Consider the following 23737-nt stretch of genomic DNA (forward strand, 5'->3'; position numbering starts at 1 on the left):
TTTGACGCTAGTGTGGAATTTCTTAAGCCGTGCTGAACAAAACATAAAAGTACCCGTGTTTCGCGTTTACCCATGAACGCTTGCGTGAAGATGACGTTCCCGTGAAGTCGCCGGTTGCGGGGCTGCTGGGGCCATTTCAGCGGTCCCGATTGACGAGGGTGATCGCACGACCTAACCCTACCGCAGCCAAGATTCCCGGGAGGACAAGCCGATGATCGAATTTGCCGCAGCAAGCGGGCCGCGCCTGATGCTGGACGAAACATCGGTGCTGGATATCGGCGGCTGCATCGTCGAAGGCATCGATATCGCGCCGAAGCGGGCGATCCCTGATGATGGCGACCCGCGAATCGATCACTCGCTGGAAGGCTTCCTCTTTACCTGCGGCCCTGATCATATCCGTCATCGCCAGCCAATTCCCGGCACTGATGGTAAGATCTATCCGCTGCACGGCTCGGCTTCCGGCCATCCGGCGAAGGTGCTGTGGACGACGTTTGAGAATGGCAATGCCGAATGCCGCGCCGATATCGACATCACCACGGTCGAGGGCCTGCCGCAGCGCATCGAGCGTCTGTGGCAGATCGACGGAGCGACCGGCGAAGTTTCGCTGGAAGATCGCGTCGTCAACACAAGCGATGAGACCGTGCCGACCTTTCTCATGTACCACATGAACACCGGCGGCAAATGGCTTGATGGCGGAACGCGGCTCGAAGGCCGGATGCTTGATGGTGGCGGCTTTCCCTGGACCTTCGGCGAGGAGCCGGGCGGCATCTTTTGTGTCGAGGCCCCCGCTACCGAGGACGGTTTTGCCGAAATCCAGCTCGGGCCAATCGCAGCCGTTGGTGGCAAGACGCTGAGGGTGCGGTTCCGCGCCGATACGCTGCCGTATCTGCAGATCTGGCGTAACCAGAAAGCGCCGGCCGATATCGTCGGTATCGAACCGGTGTCGCACCGCTGGGTGCTGCGCCACGAGCTGGAGGCGGCGGGCGAGTTCAACTTGTTGAAGCCAGGTGAAAGCCGCAGCTACGGGCTACGTTTCGCCTTTGTCTAATGAAGGGCTGTTCGGCGAAGACGTGTTGACGCCTACGGGAGTGCGTCGTAGACCTTCAGCCCACCATTTTCGAGGAGATTGAGACGATGGATATCCGCCAGATCGACGATGAATACTCCGTTTCCGGCCAGATCACGGTCGAGGATCTCGACCAGATCAAGGCGCTCGGCTTCAAGTCTATCGTCTGCCATCGTCCGGACGACGAAAGCCCTGATCAAACGCCCTTTGCCGTCATCGAGGCCCGCGCCAAGGAGATCGGCCTTGAGATCACCCATGTGCCTGTCGGCCCGATGGGCGTGACCGAGGAAGCCGTGCAGGGCATGGTCGATGCGCTCGACGAATTCGAACGCCCGATGCTCGGTTACTGCCGCTCCGGCGCACGCTCCACGGCGATCTATCAGAAGACGCATCACATCCGCGCCTGATCCGGCCAAACCGGACCAATCCGACGCCGCCTGAGCGCGGCGTCTTTCATTTGATGAACAGGAGAACACGATGAGCATCAAGCGTATCGACATCGGCACCCGCATGAGCGGCGCCGTCATTCACGGCAACACCGTCTATCTCGCAGGCCAGGTCGGCGAAGGCGAAAGCGTTGCCGATCAGTGCAAGTCCGCGCTCGGCGAAGTCGACCGCCTGCTGGCTGCTGCCGGCAGCAGCAAGTCGAAGATCCTGCAGACGATCATCTATCTCTCGGACATCGCCTATTTCGCAGAGATGAACGCCGTCTGGGAAGGCTGGATCGACCCGGCAAACCCGCCGGCCCGCGCCACCAGCGAAGCCAAGCTCGCTGCGCCGAAGTACAAGGTCGAGTTCATCGTTACGGCTGCTCTCGACTAAGAGCGTCGCACAGAACGAGCTTGAGGCCGGTGAAGAAATTCACCGGCTTTTTGTTTGAGAGATTTCCGAAAGTGTTCTGGTTGGCGTAATCGCCTCGGGATCGAGCTTGATCTCGATGATCGACGGCTTACCGCTGTCGCGCGCCCGCTCGAAGGCCGGCGCAAAGTCCTCGGTCTTTTCCACCGTCTCGCCATGGCCGCCATAGGCGCGGGCAAGGGCTGCAAAATCCGGATTGGTAAGGTCGGTGGCGCTGACCCGGCCCGGATAGTCGCGCTCCTGATGCATGCGGATCGTGCCGTAGATGCCGTTATTGACGACGACCGATATGATCGGCAGGCTATAGCGTACAGCGGTCGCAAATTCCTGCCCGTGCATCAGGAAGCAGCCATCGCCGGCAAAGCAGATGACTTGCCTGTCGGGGAAGAGCTGCTTGGCGGCAACCGCGGCCGGCAGGCCATAGCCCATGGAGCCTGACGTTGGTGCCGCCTGTGTGTTGAAGCGGCGGAAGCGGTGGAAACGGTGCACCCAGGTGGCGTAGTTGCCGGCGCCATTGGTGAAGATGGTGTCCGGTTTCGTATTGGCCTCAAGCCACTCCATGATCGGCCCCATGTGGACGGCGCCGGGACCTGTCGCCGGCGGTTTCGACCAGGAGAGATAGGCCTGATGCATGCGCTCGGTGCGTTCGGCCCAGCGCGGCTCAGGCGGGGCTTCGAGATCGGCGAGCGCTTCGACGAAATCGGCTGGGCCGGCGCAGATGGCAAGATCGGGGCGGTAGACGCGGCCAAGTTCCGACGGGTCCGGATGGATGTGGACGAGCGACTGGGCCGGGTAGGGGATATCGATCAGCGTATAGCCCGAGGATGGCATCTCCGACATGCGGCTGCCGAGCAGGATGAGCAAGTCGCTCTCCTTGATTTCCTTCGCCAGCGCCGGATTGATGCCGATACCGACATCGCCGGCATAGGAGGGATGCAGGTGGTCGAAGAGCATCTGCCGGCGGAAGGAGCAGCCGACCGGCAGGCTGAAGCGCTGGGCGAAAGCCTGGAAATCGGCGACCGCATCGGCATCCCAGCGGGTGCCGCCGAGGACGACCATCGGCCTCTCGGCTTTCAAGAGACGCAGATAGAGATCATCGATCTGGCTGCGGCCGGGATGAGCTTCGATGCGGGCGTAACGCTTGGCGCGAGGCGCTTCTACCTCGTCGCGCAGCATATCCTCGGGCAGCGTCAGCACGACCGGACCTGGACGGCCGGATGTGGCGATCGCAAAGGCACGGGTGACAAATTCAGGGATGCGGGCGGCATCGTCGATCTCGCCGACCCATTTGGCAAATTCCGTGAAGGCGCGGCGGAACTCGACCTCCTGGAAGGCCTCCCGCTCGCGCGCCTCCCGCTGCACCTGACCGATGAAGAGGATCATCGGGATGGAATCCTGCTTCGCGATATGCAGGCCGGCAGAGGCATTGGTGGCGCCCGGGCCGCGGGTGACCATGCAGATGCCGGGCTCCCCGGTCAGCCGGCCCCAGCAATCCGCCATCATCGCCGCGCCGCCTTCCTGACGGCAGACGATCACATCGATATCGCTGTCGTGCAGGGCGTCGAGCACGGCAAGGAAGCTTTCGCCCGGGACGCAGGAGAGGCGTTTTACACCATTCGCCTTCAGTACTTCGACGATCAGTTGTCCGCCTGTCCTTTTCATGGCCCCTTCCTTCTCATGGCGATGTCTTCCTCTCCCATTCCACAAGTTCGGCCAGTACTTCGGCATTGTGTTCGCCGAGACGCGGGCTCGGCCGTTCATATCGCAGCGGCGTTTCAGACAGCACGACCGGCGTGCGTACGCCCGGGATCATCGTGCCCGCAGCATCCGGTAGATCGACACGTAGGCCGCGTGCCGCAATCTGCGGATCGGCAAACATTTCCTCGATCGTGTTGATGGCACCGGCCGGCACGGCATTGTCTTCGCAGGCCTTGAGCAGATCCGCTTTTTGCCATCTAAGCGTTTCGGTTGAGACCATCCGGCGGACTGCATCTCTGTTGGCGACGCGGGCCTTGTTGGTCGCGAAGTTTTCGTCATCGGCGATGACGAGGCCAAGAATGGTGCAGAGGCGGCGGAACTGGCCGTCATTGCCGATGGCAAGAATGAGATAGCCGTCAGCCGTCGGCACGACCTCATAGGGGGAGATATTAGGATGGGCATTGCCGAGGCGCACGGGGGCGCGGCCGGAGACCAGATAATTCATGTTCTGGTTTGCGAGGACTGCCGATTGCACATCGAGCAGCGCCATGTCGATCAACTGGCCTTCGCCTGATTTCAGGGCATGGATGAGGGCGGCCTCGATCGCCGAGACGGCATAGATGCCGGTAAAGATATCGGCGATGGCCACACCCGCCTTCATCGGCTGTCCCTCAGGCTCTCCGGTGATCGACATGAAGCCGGACATGCCCTGGACGATGTAATCGTAGCCGGCGAGATTGGCGTAGGGGCCGGTCTGGCCGAAGCCGGTGATGGAGCAATAGACGAGGCGCGGGTTGATCGCCTTCAGGCTTTCGAAATCGAGCCCATATTTGACAAGGCCGCCGAGCTTGAAATTCTCGATCAGCACATCGGCGGTGGCGACGAGGCGGCGCACCAGCGACTGGCCTTCCGCGCTTTTGAGATCGGCGGTGACGGACCGTTTGCCGCGATTGGCGGAGTGGTAATAGGCGGCAGAGAGGTTTTCTCCATCCGCGCCCTCGACGAAGGGCGGCCCCCAGTGCCTCGTGTCGTCGCCGCCATCAGGATTTTCCACCTTTATGACATCGGCGCCGAGGTCGGCCAGCATCTGACCCGCCCAGGGACCGGCCAGCACGCGTGCAAGCTCGATGACCCTGATCCCGGCAAGCGGCGGCTTCTTCTTCACGTCTTCCGTCATGTTCCTCCCGGATTCCTCCCAAACTCCTTCCGTGGGCGGCGGATTTCAGGGCGCCCGCGTTGCCTCAGATGTATCGGATACGGGTTTGGAAGCAAAGCGCCGCTCGCGCCAGATGATGTAGAGACCCGAGGCGATGACGATGAGGATACCGACCCATTTCAAGGCATCCGGAAAATCGGCGAAAACCAGCCAGGCAAAGACCGTGGCCGACACGATTTCCAGATATTGCAGCGGTGCCAGCGTGGAAGCCGGGGCGGCGCGATAGGCATAGGCGGCAAGGATGCCGGTGATCGCCGCGGCGATGCCTGTGCCGAGCAGGTAGCCGAAGGCGGGAAGATCGGGCATGGTCGTGTCGATGATGTCGGAGCCGCTGCCATAACCGAAGAACAGGATGACGGCGCAGAAGAAAATGCCCCAGAGGCCGGTCTGGAACTGCATGGCCCAGGGATCTTCCCGATGCGACAGCACGCGTGTCATCAGTGCGAAGACGGCGATGCAGAAGGCACTGACGACGGGCAGCAGGGCGATGTAGCCGACCTGCTCGAAGCTTGGCTGGATGATCAGCATGGCGCCGAGGAAGCCCACGGCGCAGGCGCTGTAGCGCCGCCAGCCGATGGTCTCTTTCAGAAAGATGCTGCTGAGGATCGTCAGGATGATCGGCTCGACGAAGAAGATGGCGATCGCATCGGCAACCGCCATGACCTTCAGCGTTGTGACGAAGCTGATCATCGAGATGGTGACCATCGCGCCGCGGATCGCATGATACCAGCTCTGCTTCAGCGAGACCTGGATCTTGGCACCGCGCAGAAATATGAAAGGCAGCATGGTGAGCGACTGGATGACGAAACGGAAGGCGGCAACCTCCGTCGAGGAGATCGTTGTCGTCGCCAGCTTCGAGAAGATATCGATCAGCGGCGAGATCAGCACCGAGAGCAGCATGAAAAGCAAACCGAGCGTCACCTCGGATGAGGCGGGATGGCGGGTGGAACTCAGGCTCGTCATCTCAGGTCCTTTCGCTCGGGACCGTGCGGATTGCCTCGTCGCACCAACCGGCGAAATCCGCAATTGCCGTTTCCGCGCCGATCTCGTTCAGCGTTTCATGCCGCATGTCCTGATATATCTCAGTGCTGATACGGGAAAAGCCTTGGCTTTTCAAATGCTTTGACAACCAGAGTACGGCTTTTCCATTGTTGGTCGCCGGGTCATTACCGCCGCCGACAAGATGGATCGGCAGGTCCTTCGGCAGCTTCCCGAGCTGCCGGTCTTCTATGCCGCGGAAAGTGAGGGCGAAGACGTCCAGCCAAAGCGATACGGAGGCATCGAAGCCGCAAAGCGGATCGGCAATATAGGCGTCGACCTCGGCAGGATCGCGCGACAGCCAGTCGAATTCCGTGCGGTGATCGGGAATGGATTTGCCCCAGGCGGCAAATGTCAGCCTCGGCAGCATGTCGCTCGGCACGTCGGAGCCTTTCAATGCGCGCTCGGCAAGCAGGATCGCTTGCGCGGTGCGGCCGGAAAGACCGACGGCGAAATTCGAATTCCAGATAGCAAGGGCGGCGAAACGGCCGGGAAGAGCGGCGGCAGCGTTCAGCGCGATCAGGCCACCCATCGAATGACCGAACAGGATGACCGGCAGGCCGGGATGGCGGTTCGTGGCAAAGCCGTGGATGGCGGCGATGTCGTCGACGACGTGTTCGATGCCGCCCCGTCTTGCGAAACGGCCGAGCGGTCCATCGGGTGCGGTGGTCTCGCCATGGCCGCGATGGTCATGCGCGTAGACGTGATAGCCTCTTGCGGCCATGGCCTCGGCAAAGCGCCGGTAGCGGCGCGAGTGTTCGGCAAGCCCGTGAGAAATCATCAGGATAGCCCGCGCTTGTCCCTCCGCTGGCTGATGATGATAGGCAAGCGAAGCCCCGGCATTCTGAAGCCGCAATGTCTCGGAAAACATGCATTCCTCCCGCGCTCAAAAGACCAGATATCAAGGCAAATGCAATATTGCGGTTTGGCTCATACATGAGAAAGCATGGTTTTCGTTGCGATTCAGGGTTGCGCAAACTCCGTCTTCATGCTTTTTTGTTCCTGTATTGTTCTTTGTCGGGGCTATCAATGGGCAAGTTTTTCCTTTCAATTTCCATCCTGTTTCTTTCGTTATCGTCAGTCGGTTCCGCATCCGCGCAGGAAAGCGGGCGCACGCGCTTCATCCTGGCGGCAAGCTGGCAGCCGGCTTTCTGCCAGACCAACCAGAAGAAGGCGGAATGCGCCAACCAAAGCGGCGACCGCTACGACGCGACCAACTTTTCTCTCCACGGTCTGTGGCCAATGCGGCAGGACTATTGTGGCGTACCCACCGATCAGAAGGCTGCAGATAAGGACAGTAATTGGACGAGCCTGCCGGCCGTGAGCCTTTCGGCCGAGACGAAGGCGGCACTCGACAAGGCGATGCCCGGCACGCAGTCGGGTCTTGATCGGCATGAATGGATCAAGCACGGCACCTGCACGAAAATGAGTGCCGACGATTATTTCACCACCGCCATTCATCTGATGGGCGATCTCAATGCTTCTGCCGTGCGTGATCTCTTTGCCGCCAATGTCGGCAAGACGCTGAAGGCCGATGCAATCAAGGCGGCCTTCGACAAGAGCTTCGGCGCAGGCGCCAGCGACCGGGTGAAGATGAGCTGCCGGCGCGTCGGCAACAAACGCGTGATCAGCGAGTTGACGATCGGGCTTTCGCAGGATGCCGTTTCTGCTCAGGCAAAGGAGAAGGGTCTTGGCGGCCTCATCCAGGGGGCAGGGCAGACGTCCTTCGGCTGTGACGAAGGCCTTGTGGATGCTGCAGGCTTCTGATGGAAACATGCCGAAATCCTGACGAAACAGGGTTTCGGCGTTGCCCGCGGGCGTGGTTTCGCCTACATAGCGGCCACGATTTCAAGTTTCCGCCCGGAGCATCCCAGCATGACACGCCAGTTCATCTATCACATGTCCGGCCTCAACAAGGCCTATGGCAACAAGAAGATCCTCGAGAATATCCATCTTTCTTTCTACCCCGACGCCAAGATCGGTATCCTCGGCCCGAACGGCGCCGGTAAGTCCACCGTGCTGCGCATCATCGCCGGTCAGGACAAGGAATATACCGGTGAAGCCTGGCTCGCCGAAGGCGCGACGGTCGGATACCTGGAACAGGAACCGAAACTCGATCCGAACAAGACAGTGTTTGAGAATGTCATGGAAGGCGTCGCCTCCAAGACGGCTGTGCTCGAGCGCTACAACGAATTGATGATGAACTATTCCGACGAGACGGCGGATGAGGGTGCAAAGCTCCAGGACATCATCGACAGCCAGAACCTCTGGGATCTGGAAAGCCAGGTCGAGATGGCAATGGAAGCCCTGCGCTGCCCGCCGCGCGACGCCGAAGTCACCAGCCTTTCGGGTGGTGAGCGCCGCCGTATCGCGCTTTGCCGCCTGCTGCTGTCGCAGCCGGATCTGCTGCTGCTCGACGAACCGACCAACCACCTGGACGCCGAGACGATCGCCTGGCTTGAAAAGCATCTGCGCGACTATCCGGGCGCCGTGATGATGATCACCCACGATCGCTACTTCCTGGACAACGTCACCGGCTGGATCCTCGAACTTGATCGCGGCCGTGGCATCCCCTACGAAGGCAACTACTCGGCTTACCTGCTCGCCAAGGCCAAGCGCATGCTGCAGGAAAACCGCGAAGAGGCAGGCCGCCAGAAGGCGATCAGCCGCGAACAGGAATGGATCGCTTCCAGCCCGAAGGCCCGTCAGGCGAAGTCCAAGGCGCGTATCAAGTCTTACGAACAGCTGGTGGAAGCCGCCGAGAAGCAGCGTCCCGGTGACGCGCAGATCATCATCCCGGTCAGCGAGCGTCTCGGCCAGGTGGTCATAGAGATGGAAGGCATCACCAAGGGCTTCGAGGGCCGCACGCTGATCAGCGATCTGTCGATCAAGCTGCCGCCGGGCGGCATCGTCGGCATTATTGGCCCGAACGGCGCCGGCAAGACGACGCTGTTCAAGATGATCACCGGCCAGGAAAAGCCGGATGCCGGATCGGTCCGCGTCGGCGAGACTGTGCATCTCGGTTATGTCGACCAGAGCCGCGACGCGCTCGACGGCAACAAGACGGTCTGGGAAGAAATCTCGGGCGGCGCCGAAATCATCAAGCTCGGCAAGTTCGACATGAACTCGCGTGCCTATTGCGGCGCCTTCAACTTCAAGGGCGGCGACCAGCAACAGAAGGTCGGCAATCTCTCGGGCGGCCAGCGCAACCGCGTTCACCTTGCCAAGATGCTGAAGGCCGGCGGCAATGTTCTGCTGCTCGACGAACCGACCAACGACCTCGATACGGAAACGCTCGGCGCTCTGGAAAGCGCGCTGGAAGCATTTGCAGGCTGCGCGATCATCATCAGCCACGATCGCATGTTCCTCGACCGTCTGGCGACGCATATCCTCGCCTTCGAAGGTGACGGCCATGTTGAATGGTTCGAAGGCAACTTCGAGGATTACGAGCAGGACAAGGTCCGTCGTCTCGGCCCCGATGCCCTCAACCCCGGCAGCCAGGCTCACAAGCGCCTGACCCGCTGATCAGCGATCATTTACGCTTTCGGAAAGCCCCGATTTGGCCGGGGCTTTCTTGTTTTTATTGTCGTTATCACCAAAGGCAATTTCGCAAATCGGTGAAATGCCGCTTGCCTCAGCTATCCAAATCACATAAAGATATCTTTATATCTTGATTGGGTAGAATATGAACGAACCCCTAAGGCTTGGACTGGATGCGCTGGTGGACGTCTTGAAGGCGGCCGGCGAACCGACGCGCCTGCGACTGCTGGCGCTGCTGGCGGCGGGTGACCTGACCGTGACCGATCTTACGGAAATTCTCGGCCAATCCCAGCCTCGTATCTCACGGCATCTGAAGCTGCTCGGTGAGGCGGAACTGATCGACCGCTACCAGGAGGGTGCCTGGGCCTATTTCCGGCTGGCGCATGAGGGCAAGGCTGCCGCGCTGGTGCGGGCTTTGCTAAAGCATGTCTCCGAAAACGACCCCGTCGTCCAGCGCGACGGCGAGCGCCTCGCCACCGTCAAGCGGCAGCGCGCCGAACGGGCACAGGCCTATTTCAGCCGTAATGCTGCCGAATGGGACGAGCTTCGCCGTCTGCACGCCGCTGACGAAGAGGTGGATGCGGCAGTCATCAAGCTGCTTGGCGGCAATCCGATCGATTCCCTGCTCGATCTCGGCACCGGCACCGGCCGTATGCTGGAGCTTCTGTCCGGTCGTTATCGCCACGCAATCGGCGTCGATGCCAGCCGCGACATGCTGAGCGTGGCGCGCGCCAATCTCGACAAGTCACGTATCACGACGGCTTCGGTGCGCCATGCCGATATCCTGAACCTGCCTTTCGAGGGACAGGATTTCGATCTGGTGACCATCCATCAAGTGCTGCATTTCTTCGATCAGCCTGATATCGCGATCACCGAAGCCGCGCGCATGCTGCGGCCGGGCGGACGTCTCGTCATCATCGATCTGGCGCCGCACAATCTCGAATACCTTCGCGATGAACATGCCCATGTCCGTCTCGGCTTTTCGCATCAGGCCATGTCGGAATGGGTGCGTAAAGCCGGGCTCGATGTCGAGCAGGTCGTCGATCTTCATCCGGGTCAGCAGGGTGGGCAGGGCCTTACGGTCACGATCTGGCTCGCGCGCGACCCGAGGCGCCTCATGGCCTCGCTGGAGAGCGAAGGCGCCGTACCTACATTTGCCGGGAGAGAATAAATGACCCAGAAAAACGACGCCCGCCGCCGCGATATTGCGATCTCCTTCGAGTTTTTCCCGCCGAAGTCCGAGGAGATGGAAGGTCAGCTGTGGAACACCGTCCGCGATTTGCAGGACTGGAACCCGGAATTCGTCTCCGTGACCTATGGTGCCGGTGGCACCACCAAGGCGCCGACGCTCTCGACCGTCACGCGGTTTCTGGCTGACACTCCGCTCGCAACCGCCTCGCACCTCACCTGCGTCAGCGCCACGAAGGAAGAGACGCATCAGGTCGTCGACAGCTTCCGCAAGGCGGGTGTGACGCATTTCGTGGCGTTGCGCGGCGATGCGCCCGGCGGCGTCGGTGCGCCCTATCAGCCGCATCCGGGCGGTTATGCCAATGCGGCGGAACTGGTGGCCGGCCTCAAGCAGATCGGCGATTTCGAGATTTCTGTTTCTGCCTACCCGGAAAAGCATCCGGAAAGCCGCGACCAGGTGGCCGACATCGACATGCTGAGGCAGAAGGCCGAGAATGGCGCCGACCGCGCGCTGACGCAGTTCTTCTTCGACAACGACAATTTCGAGCGCTATCTCGAGAAGGTGCGCGCCGCCGGCGTCAAGATCCCCGTTGTGCCTGGTATCATGCCGATCCAGAATCTGACGCAGCTGAAGCGTTTTGCCGGTGCCTGCGGCACGGYCATCCCTGATTTCCTCGATGCGCGTTTTGCCGGATATGATGACAAGCCGGAAGAGCGCGCCAAGGTCGCAGCCGAGGTTGCCGCGGAACAGATCGAAGATCTTATCCGCCGCGGGCTGCACGAGTTCCATCTCTACACGATGAACCGTGCGCCGCTGGTTTCGGCCGTTCTCGACAATCTCGGCCTCTCGCGCCAGACGGCAAGAAGTGCGGGCGCGGCAGCTTAAACCGACACACGCTATTGCAGACAAAGGAAAAGCGCATGGCCGGGCGGGGCATGCGCTTTTCGGTGTTGTTTGTTCTTCAGGAGTGTAGGTATTTCAGTTTTTGACGCTTCGCATCGGCTCAAATGAAGAGCATGGATACGACGAATGCGAACGCTGCACTGACCAACAGGACATTCAAGGATTGCGTAAGTCCCATGTCTGCCTCCTCGCGTTAACCGGCTAATAATATGTCGGAAAAGTGTCGATTGGAAAGCGCTTCTTGTGCTGCACTGCCGAAGAAGGCAGTGGATAAGTCTAACCACCATTCTGCAAGTTGCTGATATTCAATCGGAAAATTCCGCTCTCAAAATTTAACGATCCGTTACAATTCGGTAGTCCCGATTCATACTTTTGGCGGAAGAATGGCGCGCTGCAGCATAATACTTTCAGGCTACCGCGCCTGAGCGCCGGTAGACGCGGCCGTCGAGTATGACGAGCCCAGCGCCGATCAGCGCCATGCCGGCAATGTCAGTCATTTCCAGCCGCTCGCCGAGGAAGAGGAGGCCGAGCAGTATCGCGCTCGGCGGTACGAGCAGCGTCACCAGCGAGGTATTGGTGGCGCCTGCCGCCGCCATGATGCGAAAATAGAGGATATAGCCGAAGGCGGTGGACACCAGGGCAATCGCCAGAATGGCGGCGATGGAATTGATTGAAGGCATGGCAAGCGCCCAGGGGTGGTCCAGGGCGAGCGATAGCGGCATGGCCACGAGCGAGGATGCCGTCATCTGGCCGGCCGCAATGACCGGCGGCGCGACGCCCTTGAAGCGCTTGCTGTAGGTGGCGGCAAATCCGTAGGAGACCGCGGCGATCACAGGCAGAAGGAGCGCCCAGAGGGGCAGGTCACTGCCATCAGCGACGCTCGGGCCGATGAGGACGACCGTGCCCAGCAGGCCGGTGAGGCAGCCGATGATCTTGGCCGAGGAGAGCTTCTCGTCCGATGTCAGATAATTGGCGATCAGCACCGTCCAGATCGGCGTCGTGGCGTTGAGGATGGAGGCCAGGCCGGCGCCGATGCGCGTCTGGCCGAAGAAGATCAGCGCATGGGGCAAGGCGTTGTTGAGGATGCCGAGAACGAGGAATTCGCGCCAGCGTCTCTTCAGGAGCGGATAGATGCCGAAGCGGCCGCCGATATAGACATGAAGCGCAAGGGCCGCGATGGATAGGCGCAGGAAGACGAGGGTAAGCGGCGGCACTTCGGAAACAGCGATGCGCGCGAAGAAGAAGGAGCCGCCCCAGATCAGACCAAGCAGGGCAAGGAGCCCCCAGGTCAATGCGCTCATTCTCTGTTCCATGCCGATTCCTCCCGCTCCAGGCGAAAGTTCTATCCTATCGACAAGGAGCCGCCACCCGATTCATGCAGCCGGGTGGCGAGAGGCAATGGTGACGGATCAGAGCGCGTTGAGCAGGGTCGGCGTCGCCCAGCCGTCAGCCGGCATACCGAGGCGGAGCTGTTCCTTCTGGATCGCGACACGGGTGCCGGAACCAAGGATGCCGTCGATTTCGCCGACATCGTGGCCGAGTGAATCCAGCTTCGTCTGCAGCTGCTTCATCTGGTCGTTGGAAAGGCCCTGTTCAGGCGTACCCTTGAGATAGGTCTGGGCGCCCGAAAGGCGGGTCGCGAAATAGGCGGCAGAAGTTGTGTAGATGAACGACTTGTTCCATTCCAGATAGATCTTGAAGTTCGGGTAGGCGATGAAGGCCGGTCCGAGGCGGCCCTGCGGCAGCACGAGATCGCCTTCGAGGTTGGCAAAACCGGTATTGCCGTCGCGCGGCTTGACGCCGAGGTTGAACCATTCGCCTGCCGTCATCGTGCCGCCGAGGCCGGATTTGTCCCAGGGGAGGGTGTCGGGCAGGGTGACTTCCTGCAGCCAGGGCTGGCCGCGCTCGAAACCGAGATGCTGGATAAACTTGGCGGCCGTCAGGATCGCGTCCGGGCTGCTCTGCTTGAGGCGCACATGGCCGTCACCATCGCCATCCATGCCATAGGCTATGATATCGCGCGGCAGCATCTGAACCTGGCCGATTTCTCCGGCCCAGGCGCCGGTATTGGTCTGCGGATCGAGATCGCCATGCTGGACCATTTCGATGAGGGCGATCAGCTGCGGGCGGAAGAGTTCCGGGCGGCGGCAGTCATGCGAGAGCGTCACCAGCGCATTGCGCGTGTTGAAATCACCCTGCACAGCGCCGAAATCCGTTTCCATCGCCCAGAAGGCAGTGATGATGCCGGCGGGAACGCCGTAGTCCTGTTCGGCGCGGGCGAAGACATCGGCATACTGCTTCATCTTCTGGCGGCCGATATCGAGACGAGCCTGGCTAACGGTGCGCTGCGAGAACTCGAGGAAGGTCTGGCGGAAGACGCCCTGGGCGCGGTCGCGGCTCAGTACCTTGGGGTCGATCTCAGCGCCGGCCAGCGCCTGGTCTGCTGCTTCGGCGCTCGCGCCCGCAGCAATCGCCTCTTTCTTGACGCCCTGAAGGAAGGTGGAGAGATCGCCGCCGCAGGGTGCTGCCGGGGTCGAAGCCGCCGCATCAGGCGCTTGCTGGGCGGCGGCCCCTGTTGCTAGGACGCAGGCAAACAGAAGGGCAAGTGCAGAGCAGCTTTTGAGCGAGCGGTGCATGAAACGATCCTCGTAAAATGACATAGAATTCCGCCGACTTCACAGATGAATGTGACGGAAGCAAGAAAGATTAGGGCACGTTACTAAGAATTTCTATCCTTGGAAACGTCGGCAACCCAGTTGTTCCAGTTTTTTGCGGAGCCCGCGAAGACATTGATATCAGTCGGCCCCCGAATGCCGGGAATGACGCCCGTCGACGTATATTGCCAGAAGGCCCAGCGGCGGTCGGCATAGGTCACATCGGGATGTTTGGCGGTCGAGCGGACCCAGAAATGGTAGTCCTGGAAATAGCCGTCGAGATTGTCGCGGTGGAAGTCGACTGAGGTGTAGATGATCGGCCTCTTGCCGTAATAGGCTTCCAGGCGATCCATGAAACGCTTCATTTCGGAGCGCACCGTGGCCGCGTCGGGGCGCAAGCGACAGGTCTTCGATTCTGCATTCCATTCCACATCCAGCACCGGCGGCAGGCGCATGGATTCCCTGGGAACGTTGCGGATGAACCAGTCGGCCTGATCATCGGCGGAAGAGCAGAAGTAATAGAAGTGGTAAGGCGCATGCGGAATGCCGGCAGCGGCTGCTTCGCGCCAGTATTTGTCAAAGCGCGAGTCAACCCTGTCCTTGCCTTCGGTTGCCTTGATGAAGGCGAAGGCGACACCGGATTTGCGCACCGTCTGCCAATCGATATCACCCTGCCATTTGGAGATATCGATGCCGTGGACCGCATTTTGCTGCGGGTGCTTGGTGCCGAAATCCTGCGGATCGGTATCCTGAAAGCGGATCTTCGGCTTTATGGAAGCGGTTTCGAGATAATCGTAACCCGTGGAGCTGCAACCGGCGAGCAGCAGGGCAAGCGGCAGGACGCAAAACAGAAGCCGACGCATGAATGTTCCGTCGTGATGATGGATCTGCCCCACAGCTTGACCTTCGAAAACACGCGCCTAGCAGAGGGTATAACCCTCTTTTCTAATATCAACGTAAAAAAATGGTTATTTACAAGCGAATTATGAGCGCTTGCTGATAATCGCGGCCCGCCAGGCGTAACCGCCGCCGATCGCCTCGAACGACAATCTCGCGTTATTTTCAGCAGCTTGCGCTTCCAGAACCTCGCGCAGATTGGCGCGTGGGGTGACATGGAATTTGGCGAGCCAGGCCTGCAGCAGGCTGCGGAACCAGGCGGGCAGGCCTTCCTGTTGGCCGAAATCGACGATGTGGAGCTCGCCGCCGGGATTGAGCGCGGCAATCGATGCATCCACCGCGCGTTCCCAATCCGGGATCATCGAAAGCGCATAGGAAATGAGGATGCGGTCGAACCCGACAGTGCCGAATTCGCGCGGCGTGTAGGCGGTGGCGTCCGCCACGCGAAAGTCAGGGATCGTCGCCTTGGTGGCAAAGGTCTTGCGCGCCGAGATCAGCATTTCCTGGGAGATGTCGAGACCGTAGAGTTTCGCCGTCGGGAAGTGCTTGTGGGCAAAGGCCATGTTGCGGCCGGTGCCGCAGCCGACTTCCAAGAGCGTGCCGCCCTCGGGAACGTCGAGATTGCGGATCGTGCGGTCGCGGCCGAGAAGATAGTATTTGCGGGTCAGGTCGTAGAAATGGCGCTGGTAGCGATACATGCCGTCCATCAGGTCGGCATGTTCCTCGCTCTTGACGGTCATCTCGTCGACTTTGCTCACGCCTTTTTCCCGTAGATGTGGAAACCGCCGTAAATCGCCGAACGGTCCTGGGTGGTCATCTCACGCGACTGCTCTTCGAAATAGTGCCACTGGTCGCGAATTTCAGGGGCGAGGCGGCCTTCGATAATGCTCTTTTCGGCTGCCGTGCGGAAAATCACCCGGGCGCCTTCGCGCGCCGTGCGGGTGATCTCGCGCCAGACATCGTTGAGCTGCTGATCGGTCATCCAGTCCTGTGCATCGAGCAGGATGTAGCGGTCGCGCGAGGCGGCGGGCTCGCCGGCCAGAAGCTCCGTGAAGCTTGCGTGATGGACGTTGACACGATCGACATTGGCGCGGATCACTTCGTAATGCTCCGGCTTCAGATAGGTCGGCAGCGGGCCTTCCTCGCCATCGGCATAGCGGCGTGCGAAAGCCTGCCAGGCGAAATAGTTGTCGCGCATCGGGAAATGACAGGCGAGCTTTTCGAGGCGGTGCTTGAGAACCGGTGCGATGGAATTGTCGGCGGCAAGGCTTGCCAGCTCGTCATATTGCTGTGGCGGGATGCCGAGACCGAAGAGCGAGCTCTTGCGGTTGGTGATCCAGCGTACGACGGGCTTTTCGAAGAGGGGAGCGATCTGGTCTTCGAAGAACTGGCGCTGCTCGCGGATCGACCGGGTCTTGGTCATTTCCTGCAGTTTCACGCCGTGCAGGCGGGCGAGCAGATGAGCGGCGCCGATGAAGCGGCCGAGCAGGCCGGTTTCATAGATATTGCGATTAAAGACGGTGACGCGACGACGGCCGAACTTGCGGGTGTTCCAGTAAGCGCGGGTTGTCTCATCAAGATTCGACGACAGGACACTGTCGAAAACCCGGCTGTTCGATTTCTCGTTCGGCATCGCCAGGAAACGGACGAGATCGGTATGGTTCGGCAGGTTCTTGAAAGCGGCAAGCTTCAGCCTGTTCAGCGCGATATGGTGCGGATTGAGATCCACCACGTCGATCGAAGCCGGCGCCTTGGAAAGGTAGGCGAGCATGTTGCAGCCACCGGAACCGATCGTGACGATACGGTGATTAGKCTTCAGCTCCATCGCCTGCATATCGAGATCAGGGTCTTCCCAGATCTGCGGATAAACGAGGCCGGAAAAGAGAAGGCCGAAGAGTCGCTCGGAGAAGCCGTCCTTGGAAAAAGCCTTGTGGCGGAGAAGCGCTGCCTTGAGTTTCCGGTTCTTGCGGAAGCCGGTATCCGGTGCAAATTCCGACATGAGTCTGTCACCTTTTTAGCGTTCAGGGCGTGTAACGCGCCTCTGCTACAGTTTGATGACGAGCCCTGTGGGCCAAGGCTTCCGCGAAGCTCTGTGAAGACCTCCTCGAAATTTGAAGTCGATTGAAGAGCTTCTTTTCGCTTCTCTCTTTCCGTGAGCCAAGTTTCCTGCTTCTCTCCGTTCCGTGGAGGATTGCATGCGAGTTGTTCCGCGTATCGTCAAGGGCTTGGGCCTGCTTGTCATTCTCGCTGTCACAGGCGCAGCCGCGTGGCTCTCCTTAAGCCCGCCGGAGCTTCTGAAAGTGGGCAATGGCTACGCCGCCAAGATCGTCTGTTCCAATGTCTTCATCGCCGGCCGCGATCCCGACGCCGTGCTTTATGACGACGTGCAGGCGCCTGGAAACCCGCTGCTGCGGCTGATGCGCGTCGAGGTCGATCGTGACGCCGGGCGGGTGACCTCGCGCTTCATGGGCCTGTTTGCGCCGAACTACGCGCTTTATCGTGGCGCCTTCGGCTGCACCAGCGTGCCCGACGGTGATTTCGATGCCGCCTCCAAGGCTACGCCGCTCGTACCGGCGCCGCGGGCGGGCGAAAACGACGCAGTCTGGCCGGATGGCGAGGGCGTCGATACCGCGGCCGGAAATGCGAAAATCGCGGCGCTTCTGGCCGATGCCAAGCTTGCCGGGCCGGCGATGCGGGCGATGGTCGTCGTGCAGGATGGCCACATCATTGCTGAAAGCTACGGGCCGGGCTTCAGCGTCAGCACGCCGCTCGTCGGCTGGTCGATGACGAAGACGGTCAACGCGGCGCTGATCGGCCGGTTGATGCTGTCAGGCAAGATCTCCTATGACGACACACATCTTTTGCCGCAATGGGCGAATGATACGCGCGGCGACATCAAGCTTTCCGACCTGATGGGCATGGAAAGCGGGCTCGCCTTCAATGAGGATTACGGTGCCGTCGCCGATGTGACGCGCATGCTCTATCTCGATCCTGATATGGTTTCCCTGCCGGCGAATGCGTCTCTCATGGCTGCTCCGGGCACGGATTTCCATTATTCGAGTGGCACGGCCTTGCTCCTGTCTCGCATCTGGATGAACAAGGTCGGCGATCCGCGCGCGGCCTTCGACTATCCGCGCGATGCGCTATTCGGTCCGCTCGGAATGACGAGCGCCGTTTTCGAGGCCGATGAGCGCGGCACATTTGCCGGCAGCTCCTATCTCTATGCGACGGGACATGACTGGGCGCGCTTCGGCCAATTCCTGCTGCAGGATGGCGTATGGAACGGGCAGAGGCTTCTGCCGGAGGGATTCGTAGCGATGATGCGGACGCCGACATCAAGTTCCGGCGGCAAATATACGCAAGGCCAAGCGTGGCTTGCGGGACCGGGCGGCGGCGGCACGAGCGCCGAGTTCGGGCTGCCGCAGGACACGTTCTGGCTGCAGGGTCATGACGGCCAGGCGGTCGCGATCGTGCCGTCAGCCAATCTCGTCTTCGTCCGCATGGGATTGACGCCGAGCTGGCTGCGCTACAGGCCGCAGGTCGTGCTGAAGGAAATTCTCAATACGCTTCAGTCGGCAAAAGCCGGCTGAACGTCGTCACCGAGATGTCTGGTATCGGTCGTTGATATCAGTAATTGCCTTGGGCGATGTCAGTCATGCCCTTGCGCTTGGCGTCGTAATAATAGCCGCGGGCATAGAGACGAACGGCATCGTCTTCTTTCCTGTCGGCAACCTGCCAGGCGCCCTGCAGGTATTTGCCCGCATATTTGATATTGGTTTCAGCATCGAAAAGGCCGGCAGCGTTGCCGTCGTAACCCATCGACTTTGCGGTATTGTACTTGATCTGCATGAGACCGAAGTAGCCGCGCTTGTTGTAGGCCTTGGAATTGTAGCGGCTCTCGCGATGAACGACGCGGTGGAGCAGTGATTCCGGTATTTCATAGAGCTTGGAATATTTGCTGATGAGCTTGCTGACGAGGCTCTTTTCGACGGTCGGCGCATCATCGCTGTCGTCGTCGCTGAACATCGGCGGGGCTGCCGGCGGGTCGATCGGGCCGGACTCGTCGAAGCCGTAATCCATGGTGAAGCGCGGTGTAGTACCGACAGCGGCAAGAGCCGCGAGCGCGCCGTTCTGCGGCGTTGTGGCTGCGAAGGCGAGCTGCGTCGAGGGACTCGCAGGCGAGCCCGGCCGCGGCGTCGGAACGACGGACTGGATCGCCGTCATCTCGGGCGTCAGCGGAATGGGAGCATAGCCGTTGACGGCTACCGGCTGGACACCGCCCTGCATGGCGAAATCGCCGGCCTGCTGCTGGACGGGCGAAACCACATTCGGCATCGCCGTTGCGGTGAGGGCGGGTGCTGTGGTCGATGCCTGTGGATTGAGTGTGGCGACGGTCTGGCCGGTTGCGCCTTCAGCGGTCGGCACGGCAGCCAGCGTTGCATCTTCGCCGGGCTTCGGCATGGGAATCACGGTCTGTGCGGCGGTCAGTTCTGCCTGAGAGGTATATTCGACGCTCGCGCATCCTGACATGACGCCGCAGAGCATGGTCGAGACCACGAGACTGCGTTTCAGGCCGGAAAATCCGATCGCTACCATTCTGTCACTTTCGTGAATCACGCCGCGCCGGCAGCGTCTAAAAGTTATCAAATACCTTAAGCGTGGGGGAAGGCATTAACCTATTCGTGTCTTTCCAGCAACCACGGAATATTACTAGGCTGCAATACGGCGATACCCGGCCGTTACGGCGCCTGCTGCGATCAGCAGGGTGCCGCCGGAGCGGTTGACCGCGCGCTGCACGCTGGCCTTGCGAATCAAGCCGCGGGCGGCGTGTGCGGCCAAGGCGTAGCAGGAGGCGTTGATGGTGGCGAGCACGAGGAATGTCGCTTCCATGATCAGCATCTGATCGAGGAAGGGACGGGCTGGGTTGAGGAACTGCGGCACGAAGGCGACGAAGAAGACGATGCTCTTCGGGTTCAGCGCCGTCACGACATAGGCATGCAGGAAGATCTGCAGAGACCTTTCTTCCGGCAGATTATCATTGTCAGCAATGTGTTCGCCGACGATCGGAGCCCGCCAGAGCTTGATTCCCAGCCATATCAGATAGGCGCCGCCGACCCACTTCAGCACGGTGAACAACGTCGCCGATGCGGCAAGCAGGGCGCCGAGGCCAAACAGTGAGGCTGTCATGGCGGTGAAATCGCCGAGGGCCACACCCGAAACGGTCGCAAGCGCCGTTTTCCGGCCATGACCCAGCGCATAGGAGACAACCAGAAGAATGGTCGGCCCCGGTATGGCGAGCATGATGGCGGACGCGGCAGCAAAAGCGAGCCAGGCTTCGAGCGACATGGAATCTCCTCCTATTCCTTAGAGAACCAGCAAAGACACCATATTAGCCATCCGTCAATCATGCGGACCTGTATTTTTGCCCGATCTGGTTCATTACTTCGCCAAACCATACGGTTGAAAGATCAAACGGCTTACCACCCTTGATGCGGGGGAATTCTATTGTGCGCAACTTGCCATTCTGCGCTTCGTCGTGGCCGGTTACGCCCGAAACCTTGTTGAGGGCGCTTTCGACCGCGAGGTCGACCATGCTGTGGATCAGGCGCAGATCTTCGCCGTTTGCCGGTGCGGACCGGGCGAAATACCCGGATTTCTGGACGAGCGAGCGCTCGGCGTCGAGCAGGCTTGCGAACTGCTTCTGGAACCATGCGCCGACATTGATCGTGTCGATCTTCACATGGCCGAAAGCATCGCGCTTGACCGTCTCGCCCGCGGCTTCGCGCTCGGCGACGATGGCGTCGAGGCAGGCGCCTTCCGATACGAAGACCGTGGCATGGCCGGTGCGGTCCATGATCTCCTTGAGGCGGGCGGCTTCGGCATCGAGGTCGAAGGCCATTTCCGGCAGGTAGACTGCGTCGGTGCTCTTCATATGCTCGTTCATCATCAGGCCATCGACATATTCATTGCCTTTGGTGCGCTGGAGATAGGCGCGGGCGGTGGCAGCCGTCAGCCAGCCGCAATGGCGGCCCATGACCTCGTGGATGACGAGGGTGCGCGGGGCGGCGGTCTGTTCGTTGCTGACATTGTCGAAGAAGTGCGCGCCGACCTCGGCAGCCGTCCAGGCGCCCAGCGACTGGCGGATCGGCACAACGTCGTTATCTACAGTCTTCGGCAGGCCGACGACCGTGAGGTCATAACCGTTTGCCGCAAGATAGGCGGCGAGGTCGGCAGCCGTCGTATTCGTGTCATCGCCGCCGATCGTGTGCAGGATGGTGACGCCGTCATTGGCGAGGCGTTCGGCGGCGACCCGCAGCGGATTTTCGCCTTCCTTGACGAGGCCGCGCTTCACGCAGTCGGCGGCATTGGTGAGCTTGACGCGGCTATTGCCGATCGGCGAACCGCCATAGCGGTGCAGGAGCGGCGCCTTCTCGCGCATCTGGGTATTGATCTGAACGCTGTCGCCGAGCAGCACGCCCTGATAGCCGGACTTGTAGGCGATCAGCTCGATATCGGGAGCGACATCGCTATAGCGCTCGATAAGGCCGCCGACGGCGGACGAAAGGCAGGGCGCCAGGCCTCCGGCGGTCAGCATTGCGACTTTCTGTTTGGCCATAATCCCTCCTTGGGCGCATTGGTGCGCGACGGCGTGCAGCCTAAAGCGTATTGCGTTCTTTTCAGATCCGCTTGCTACGTTTTAAGCCTTCGTTTTCCGCATGTCGTTATCGCAAAACCGCGGCACACTTTTGCTCGACACGCTCTAGGTAACGCATGGATGCGACAGGGAAAGTGGCCTGTAAAGTAAAGAATTTACGAAAAACGCGGCTTTATGCAAGCTGGGTGCGGGAAGCGCCGATATAATCGGTTCAATGCCGATCGACCTATCCATAAGTGTTGTGGAAATCGCCGGCCGTTGTGCCGATAATGCGGGAAATGGCTGACACGGTCGGTGATGGCGGCTGCCGCGACAATTACCAAATCGTGAAAACTGTTTTCAAATCTACGACCAATAGCCGCCTTGCAATGGCAACGATTATTTGGTCAAGGTGTTTCTTCTAGAACTTGCTGCATTGCGAGAAGATTACGATGTCTTTCTGGGAAAAACTGGTGAATGCCATTGGCAATACCGCGGGCAATGCGCTCTCCGCGGTGGTCGAGGCTATTCGCACGGTTTTCGAAGGCGATCCGGAGACGCGCCGCAAGGTTGCCTTTTCGGTGGCCGTCATTGCGCTGTCTGCCAAGATGGCCAAGGCCGACGGTATTGTGAGCGAGAAGGAAGTGCAAGCCTTCCGCGACATCTTCGAGTTTCCTCCCAGCGAGGCGAAGAATGTCGCGCGCCTCTATAATCTCGCCCGCCAGGACGTTGCGGGTTACGAGGCCTACGCAGCAAAGCTGTCCACGCTTTGCTCGACCTGCGCCGCCAATTGCCCGGTTCTGGAAGATGTGCTCGACGGTCTGTTCCATATCGCCAAGGCGGATGGGCTGATCCACGAGAAGGAAATGAATTTCCTACGCCATGTCGCCGAAATCTTCCAGATGAGCGAGGCCCGCTTCGATCAGATTGCTGCGCGTCACGTCTCTGCTGGCCGCGATCCCTACAAGATTCTCGGGGTTTCGCCGGCGGATGATTTCCCGACGATCCGCCGCCATTACCATGTGCTCGTCAGCGAGCATCATCCGGACCGGCTGATCTCGCGCGGCGTGCCGGAAGAGTTCCATGCGATCGCCAATGAACGTATGGCGGCGCTGAACGACGCCTATGCGGCGATCGAAAAGGAACGTCGCGCCGCATGACCTCATTCGAGGCAGACTACGGCAAGGCGCGCGTCCAGCCCTCGCCGAACCATGGCGAACGGGCTGATGGCCGCAAGCCCGATATGATCCTGCTGCATTATACGGGCATGCCGAGTGCCGAGGGCGCGCTTGACTGGCTCTGTCGGGACGAAAGCCAGGTTTCCAGCCATTATTTCGTGCAGCCGAACGGCGAGGTCGTGCAGCTCGTGCAGGAGATCCACCGCGCATGGCATGCTGGCAAGAGCTTCTGGCATGGCGAAACGGATATCAATTCGCTGTCGATCGGCATCGAGATCGCCAATGCCGGCCATCCGGGCGGGCTTCCCGACTATCCGAGGGAGCAGGTCGCTGCGGTGATCGAATTATGTCGCGATTGCGGCGTTCGTTGGTCGATCGCGCCTGAAAGAGTGCTCGGCCACTCCGATGTCGCCCCCGTGCGCAAGGTCGATCCAGGCGAGAAATTCCCTTGGCACGAACTGCATCAGGCCGGCGTTGGCCACTGGGTGGAACCGGCCGCCATCACCGGCGGGCGCTTCTTCCAGCGCGGCGACCGCGGACAGCCTATCGAAGCGCTGCAATCCATGCTGTCGCTCTATGGTTACGGCACTGAGATCACAGGCGAATTCAGCGACAAGACGGCAGGCGATGTGGAAGCCTTCCAGCGGCATTTTCGCCCCGAGCGAGTGGACGGAATCGCCGATTTTTCGACGATCGATACGCTGCACCGGCTGCTGTCCTCGCTGCCGCGTTATTCCTGACCGTTCATAATTTTCGACATTACCGATTTTCCATGTTCGCATGCGAAATTCGGACTGCCACATCATTTCCCTATTATCTCCTCATTGCGATGGTCTAAGAACTTCCGCTAAGCGGCGCCTAAGGGT

Annotated in this window: 22 protein-coding genes; 10 read left to right on the forward strand and 12 right to left on the reverse strand. The window is 60.4% G+C overall.

All coding sequences use genetic code 11. The features are described from left to right. The first annotated feature begins 211 nt into the window (after window positions 1-211). From AC1D35_RS00055 to AC1D35_RS00065, 3 genes are all read left to right on the forward strand, one after another. Entirely contained in the window at window positions 212-1048 is an 837-nt protein-coding gene (locus AC1D35_RS00055; RefSeq protein ID WP_113308048.1) for a DUF4432 family protein, read from the forward strand. 86 nt (window positions 1049-1134) lie between these two features. Beyond that, window positions 1135-1473 (forward strand): protein tyrosine phosphatase family protein, encoded by a 339-nt coding sequence (locus AC1D35_RS00060; protein WP_113300074.1) that lies wholly within the window; start codon window positions 1135-1137, stop codon window positions 1471-1473. Between the two features lie 70 nt (window positions 1474-1543). Beyond that, window positions 1544-1888: a RidA family protein gene (locus AC1D35_RS00065; protein WP_113300075.1), complete on the forward strand. Its 345-nt coding sequence runs from the start codon at window positions 1544-1546 to the stop codon at window positions 1886-1888. Window positions 1889-1927: 39 nt separating this feature from the next. Here the strand turns inward: AC1D35_RS00065 and AC1D35_RS00070 are convergent, their stop codons facing one another. Genes AC1D35_RS00070 through AC1D35_RS00085 form a run of 4 tightly spaced genes read right to left on the reverse strand, consistent with a single transcriptional unit; the run spans window position 1928 to window position 6747 of the window. Continuing rightward, complete coding sequence (locus AC1D35_RS00070) at window positions 1928-3586, reverse strand: thiamine pyrophosphate-binding protein (protein ID WP_477938144.1); 1659 nt, start codon at window positions 3584-3586, stop codon at window positions 1928-1930. Window positions 3587-3599: 13 nt separating this feature from the next. Beyond that, entirely contained in the window at window positions 3600-4799 is a 1200-nt protein-coding gene (gene caiB, locus AC1D35_RS00075) for a succinate--glutarate CoA-transferase (protein WP_113308050.1), read from the reverse strand. 45 nt (window positions 4800-4844) lie between these two features. Next, window positions 4845-5801, reverse strand: a complete 957-nt coding sequence (locus tag AC1D35_RS00080; RefSeq protein WP_113308051.1) for a DMT family transporter — start codon at window positions 5799-5801, stop codon at window positions 4845-4847. A gap of 1 nt (window position 5802) precedes the next feature. Further along, window positions 5803-6747, reverse strand: a complete 945-nt coding sequence (locus AC1D35_RS00085) for an alpha/beta hydrolase (protein WP_113308052.1) — start codon at window positions 6745-6747, stop codon at window positions 5803-5805. Between the two features lie 158 nt (window positions 6748-6905). Here AC1D35_RS00085 and AC1D35_RS00090 point away from each other — a divergent pair, with 158 nt between their 5' ends. The 4 genes from AC1D35_RS00090 to metF all read left to right on the forward strand — a co-directional run bounded on the left by AC1D35_RS00090 (window position 6906) and on the right by metF (window position 11490). After that, window positions 6906-7643 (forward strand): ribonuclease T2 family protein, encoded by a 738-nt coding sequence (locus tag AC1D35_RS00090; protein ID WP_113308053.1) that lies wholly within the window; start codon window positions 6906-6908, stop codon window positions 7641-7643. A gap of 108 nt (window positions 7644-7751) precedes the next feature. Beyond that, on the forward strand, window positions 7752-9401 hold the full coding sequence (ettA, locus tag AC1D35_RS00095; RefSeq protein WP_477938145.1) for an energy-dependent translational throttle protein EttA: 1650 nt from the start codon (window positions 7752-7754) through the stop codon (window positions 9399-9401). 160 nt (window positions 9402-9561) lie between these two features. Continuing rightward, window positions 9562-10587: a metalloregulator ArsR/SmtB family transcription factor gene (locus tag AC1D35_RS00100; RefSeq protein ID WP_113308054.1), complete on the forward strand. Its 1026-nt coding sequence runs from the start codon at window positions 9562-9564 to the stop codon at window positions 10585-10587. Beyond that, a complete protein-coding gene (gene metF, locus AC1D35_RS00105) occupies window positions 10588-11490 on the forward strand; it encodes a methylenetetrahydrofolate reductase [NAD(P)H] (RefSeq protein WP_477938146.1) in 903 nt (300 codons plus the stop codon). A gap of 425 nt (window positions 11491-11915) precedes the next feature. On the opposite strand, the gene AC1D35_RS00110 is transcribed toward metF, so the two are convergent. The 5 genes from AC1D35_RS00110 to AC1D35_RS00130 form a co-directional block, all read right to left on the reverse strand. Then, a complete protein-coding gene (locus AC1D35_RS00110; protein WP_113308055.1) occupies window positions 11916-12821 on the reverse strand; it encodes a DMT family transporter in 906 nt (301 codons plus the stop codon). Window positions 12822-12917: 96 nt separating this feature from the next. After that, window positions 12918-14144: a lytic murein transglycosylase gene (locus AC1D35_RS00115; protein WP_113308096.1), complete on the reverse strand. Its 1227-nt coding sequence runs from the start codon at window positions 14142-14144 to the stop codon at window positions 12918-12920. 83 nt (window positions 14145-14227) lie between these two features. Continuing rightward, window positions 14228-15025 (reverse strand): glycoside hydrolase family 25 protein, encoded by a 798-nt coding sequence (locus tag AC1D35_RS00120; protein ID WP_113308056.1) that lies wholly within the window; start codon window positions 15023-15025, stop codon window positions 14228-14230. Window positions 15026-15145: 120 nt separating this feature from the next. Then, complete coding sequence (locus AC1D35_RS00125) at window positions 15146-15799, reverse strand: class I SAM-dependent methyltransferase (RefSeq protein WP_477852485.1); 654 nt, start codon at window positions 15797-15799, stop codon at window positions 15146-15148. Window positions 15800-15813: 14 nt separating this feature from the next. Next, window positions 15814-17058 carry a BtaA family protein gene (locus AC1D35_RS00130; protein WP_477938147.1) on the reverse strand — a complete coding sequence of 415 codons (1245 nt, stop codon included), beginning with the start codon at window positions 17056-17058 and terminating at the stop codon, window positions 15814-15816. 196 nt (window positions 17059-17254) lie between these two features. Here AC1D35_RS00130 and AC1D35_RS00135 point away from each other — a divergent pair, with 196 nt between their 5' ends. After that, window positions 17255-18649, forward strand: a complete 1395-nt coding sequence (locus AC1D35_RS00135; protein ID WP_477938148.1) for a serine hydrolase domain-containing protein — start codon at window positions 17255-17257, stop codon at window positions 18647-18649. A 37-nt stretch (window positions 18650-18686) separates the two neighbouring features. Here AC1D35_RS00135 and AC1D35_RS00140 read toward each other — a convergent pair whose 3' ends face one another. The 3 genes from AC1D35_RS00140 to AC1D35_RS00150 form a co-directional block, all read right to left on the reverse strand. Continuing rightward, entirely contained in the window at window positions 18687-19655 is a 969-nt protein-coding gene (locus tag AC1D35_RS00140) for a transglycosylase SLT domain-containing protein (protein WP_113300089.1), read from the reverse strand. A 114-nt stretch (window positions 19656-19769) separates the two neighbouring features. Continuing rightward, the gene (locus AC1D35_RS00145; protein WP_113300090.1) at window positions 19770-20405 is read right to left on the reverse strand and encodes a LysE family translocator; all 636 of its coding nucleotides are present in this window, start codon (window positions 20403-20405) and stop codon (window positions 19770-19772) included. A gap of 58 nt (window positions 20406-20463) precedes the next feature. After that, on the reverse strand, window positions 20464-21675 hold the full coding sequence (locus tag AC1D35_RS00150; protein WP_113308060.1) for a pyrophosphate--fructose-6-phosphate 1-phosphotransferase: 1212 nt from the start codon (window positions 21673-21675) through the stop codon (window positions 20464-20466). A 470-nt stretch (window positions 21676-22145) separates the two neighbouring features. Between AC1D35_RS00150 and AC1D35_RS00155 the strand changes: the two genes are divergently transcribed. Then, entirely contained in the window at window positions 22146-22853 is a 708-nt protein-coding gene (locus tag AC1D35_RS00155; RefSeq protein WP_113300092.1) for a J domain-containing protein, read from the forward strand. Continuing rightward, window positions 22850-23611 (forward strand): N-acetylmuramoyl-L-alanine amidase, encoded by a 762-nt coding sequence (locus AC1D35_RS00160; protein ID WP_113308061.1) that lies wholly within the window; start codon window positions 22850-22852, stop codon window positions 23609-23611. The genes AC1D35_RS00155 and AC1D35_RS00160 overlap by 4 nt, the downstream gene beginning before the upstream one ends. The last annotated feature ends 126 nt before the right edge of the window (window positions 23612-23737 follow it).

The organism is Rhizobium sp. P1_E6 (assembly GCF_056405875.1).

Bases quoted from the DNA above. Each gene is read 5' to 3' on its own strand.
- AC1D35_RS00110 (WP_113308055.1), bottom strand. From the start codon at position 12,821: ATGGAACAGAGAATGAGCGCATTGACCTGGGGGCTCCTTGCCCTGCTT.
- AC1D35_RS00070 (WP_477938144.1), bottom strand. From the start codon at position 3,586: ATGAAAAGGACAGGCGGACAACTGATCGTCGAAGTACTGAAGGCGAAT.
- AC1D35_RS00125 (WP_477852485.1), bottom strand. From the start codon at position 15,799: ATGACCGTCAAGAGCGAGGAACATGCCGACCTGATGGACGGCATGTAT.
- AC1D35_RS00150 (WP_113308060.1), bottom strand. From the start codon at position 21,675: ATGGCCAAACAGAAAGTCGCAATGCTGACCGCCGGAGGCCTGGCGCCC.
- AC1D35_RS00140 (WP_113300089.1), bottom strand. From the start codon at position 19,655: ATGGTAGCGATCGGATTTTCCGGCCTGAAACGCAGTCTCGTGGTCTCG.
- AC1D35_RS00060 (WP_113300074.1), top strand. From the start codon at position 1,135: ATGGATATCCGCCAGATCGACGATGAATACTCCGTTTCCGGCCAGATC.
- AC1D35_RS00145 (WP_113300090.1), bottom strand. From the start codon at position 20,405: ATGTCGCTCGAAGCCTGGCTCGCTTTTGCTGCCGCGTCCGCCATCATG.
- caiB (WP_113308050.1), bottom strand. From the start codon at position 4,799: ATGACGGAAGACGTGAAGAAGAAGCCGCCGCTTGCCGGGATCAGGGTC.
- AC1D35_RS00085 (WP_113308052.1), bottom strand. From the start codon at position 6,747: ATGTTTTCCGAGACATTGCGGCTTCAGAATGCCGGGGCTTCGCTTGCC.
- AC1D35_RS00090 (WP_113308053.1), top strand. From the start codon at position 6,906: ATGGGCAAGTTTTTCCTTTCAATTTCCATCCTGTTTCTTTCGTTATCG.
- AC1D35_RS00115 (WP_113308096.1), bottom strand. From the start codon at position 14,144: ATGCACCGCTCGCTCAAAAGCTGCTCTGCACTTGCCCTTCTGTTTGCC.
- AC1D35_RS00155 (WP_113300092.1), top strand. From the start codon at position 22,146: ATGTCTTTCTGGGAAAAACTGGTGAATGCCATTGGCAATACCGCGGGC.
- AC1D35_RS00135 (WP_477938148.1), top strand. From the start codon at position 17,255: ATGCGAGTTGTTCCGCGTATCGTCAAGGGCTTGGGCCTGCTTGTCATT.
- AC1D35_RS00065 (WP_113300075.1), top strand. From the start codon at position 1,544: ATGAGCATCAAGCGTATCGACATCGGCACCCGCATGAGCGGCGCCGTC.
- AC1D35_RS00100 (WP_113308054.1), top strand. From the start codon at position 9,562: ATGAACGAACCCCTAAGGCTTGGACTGGATGCGCTGGTGGACGTCTTG.
- AC1D35_RS00080 (WP_113308051.1), bottom strand. From the start codon at position 5,801: ATGACGAGCCTGAGTTCCACCCGCCATCCCGCCTCATCCGAGGTGACG.
- AC1D35_RS00120 (WP_113308056.1), bottom strand. From the start codon at position 15,025: ATGCGTCGGCTTCTGTTTTGCGTCCTGCCGCTTGCCCTGCTGCTCGCC.
- AC1D35_RS00055 (WP_113308048.1), top strand. From the start codon at position 212: ATGATCGAATTTGCCGCAGCAAGCGGGCCGCGCCTGATGCTGGACGAA.
- AC1D35_RS00160 (WP_113308061.1), top strand. From the start codon at position 22,850: ATGACCTCATTCGAGGCAGACTACGGCAAGGCGCGCGTCCAGCCCTCG.
- ettA (WP_477938145.1), top strand. From the start codon at position 7,752: ATGACACGCCAGTTCATCTATCACATGTCCGGCCTCAACAAGGCCTAT.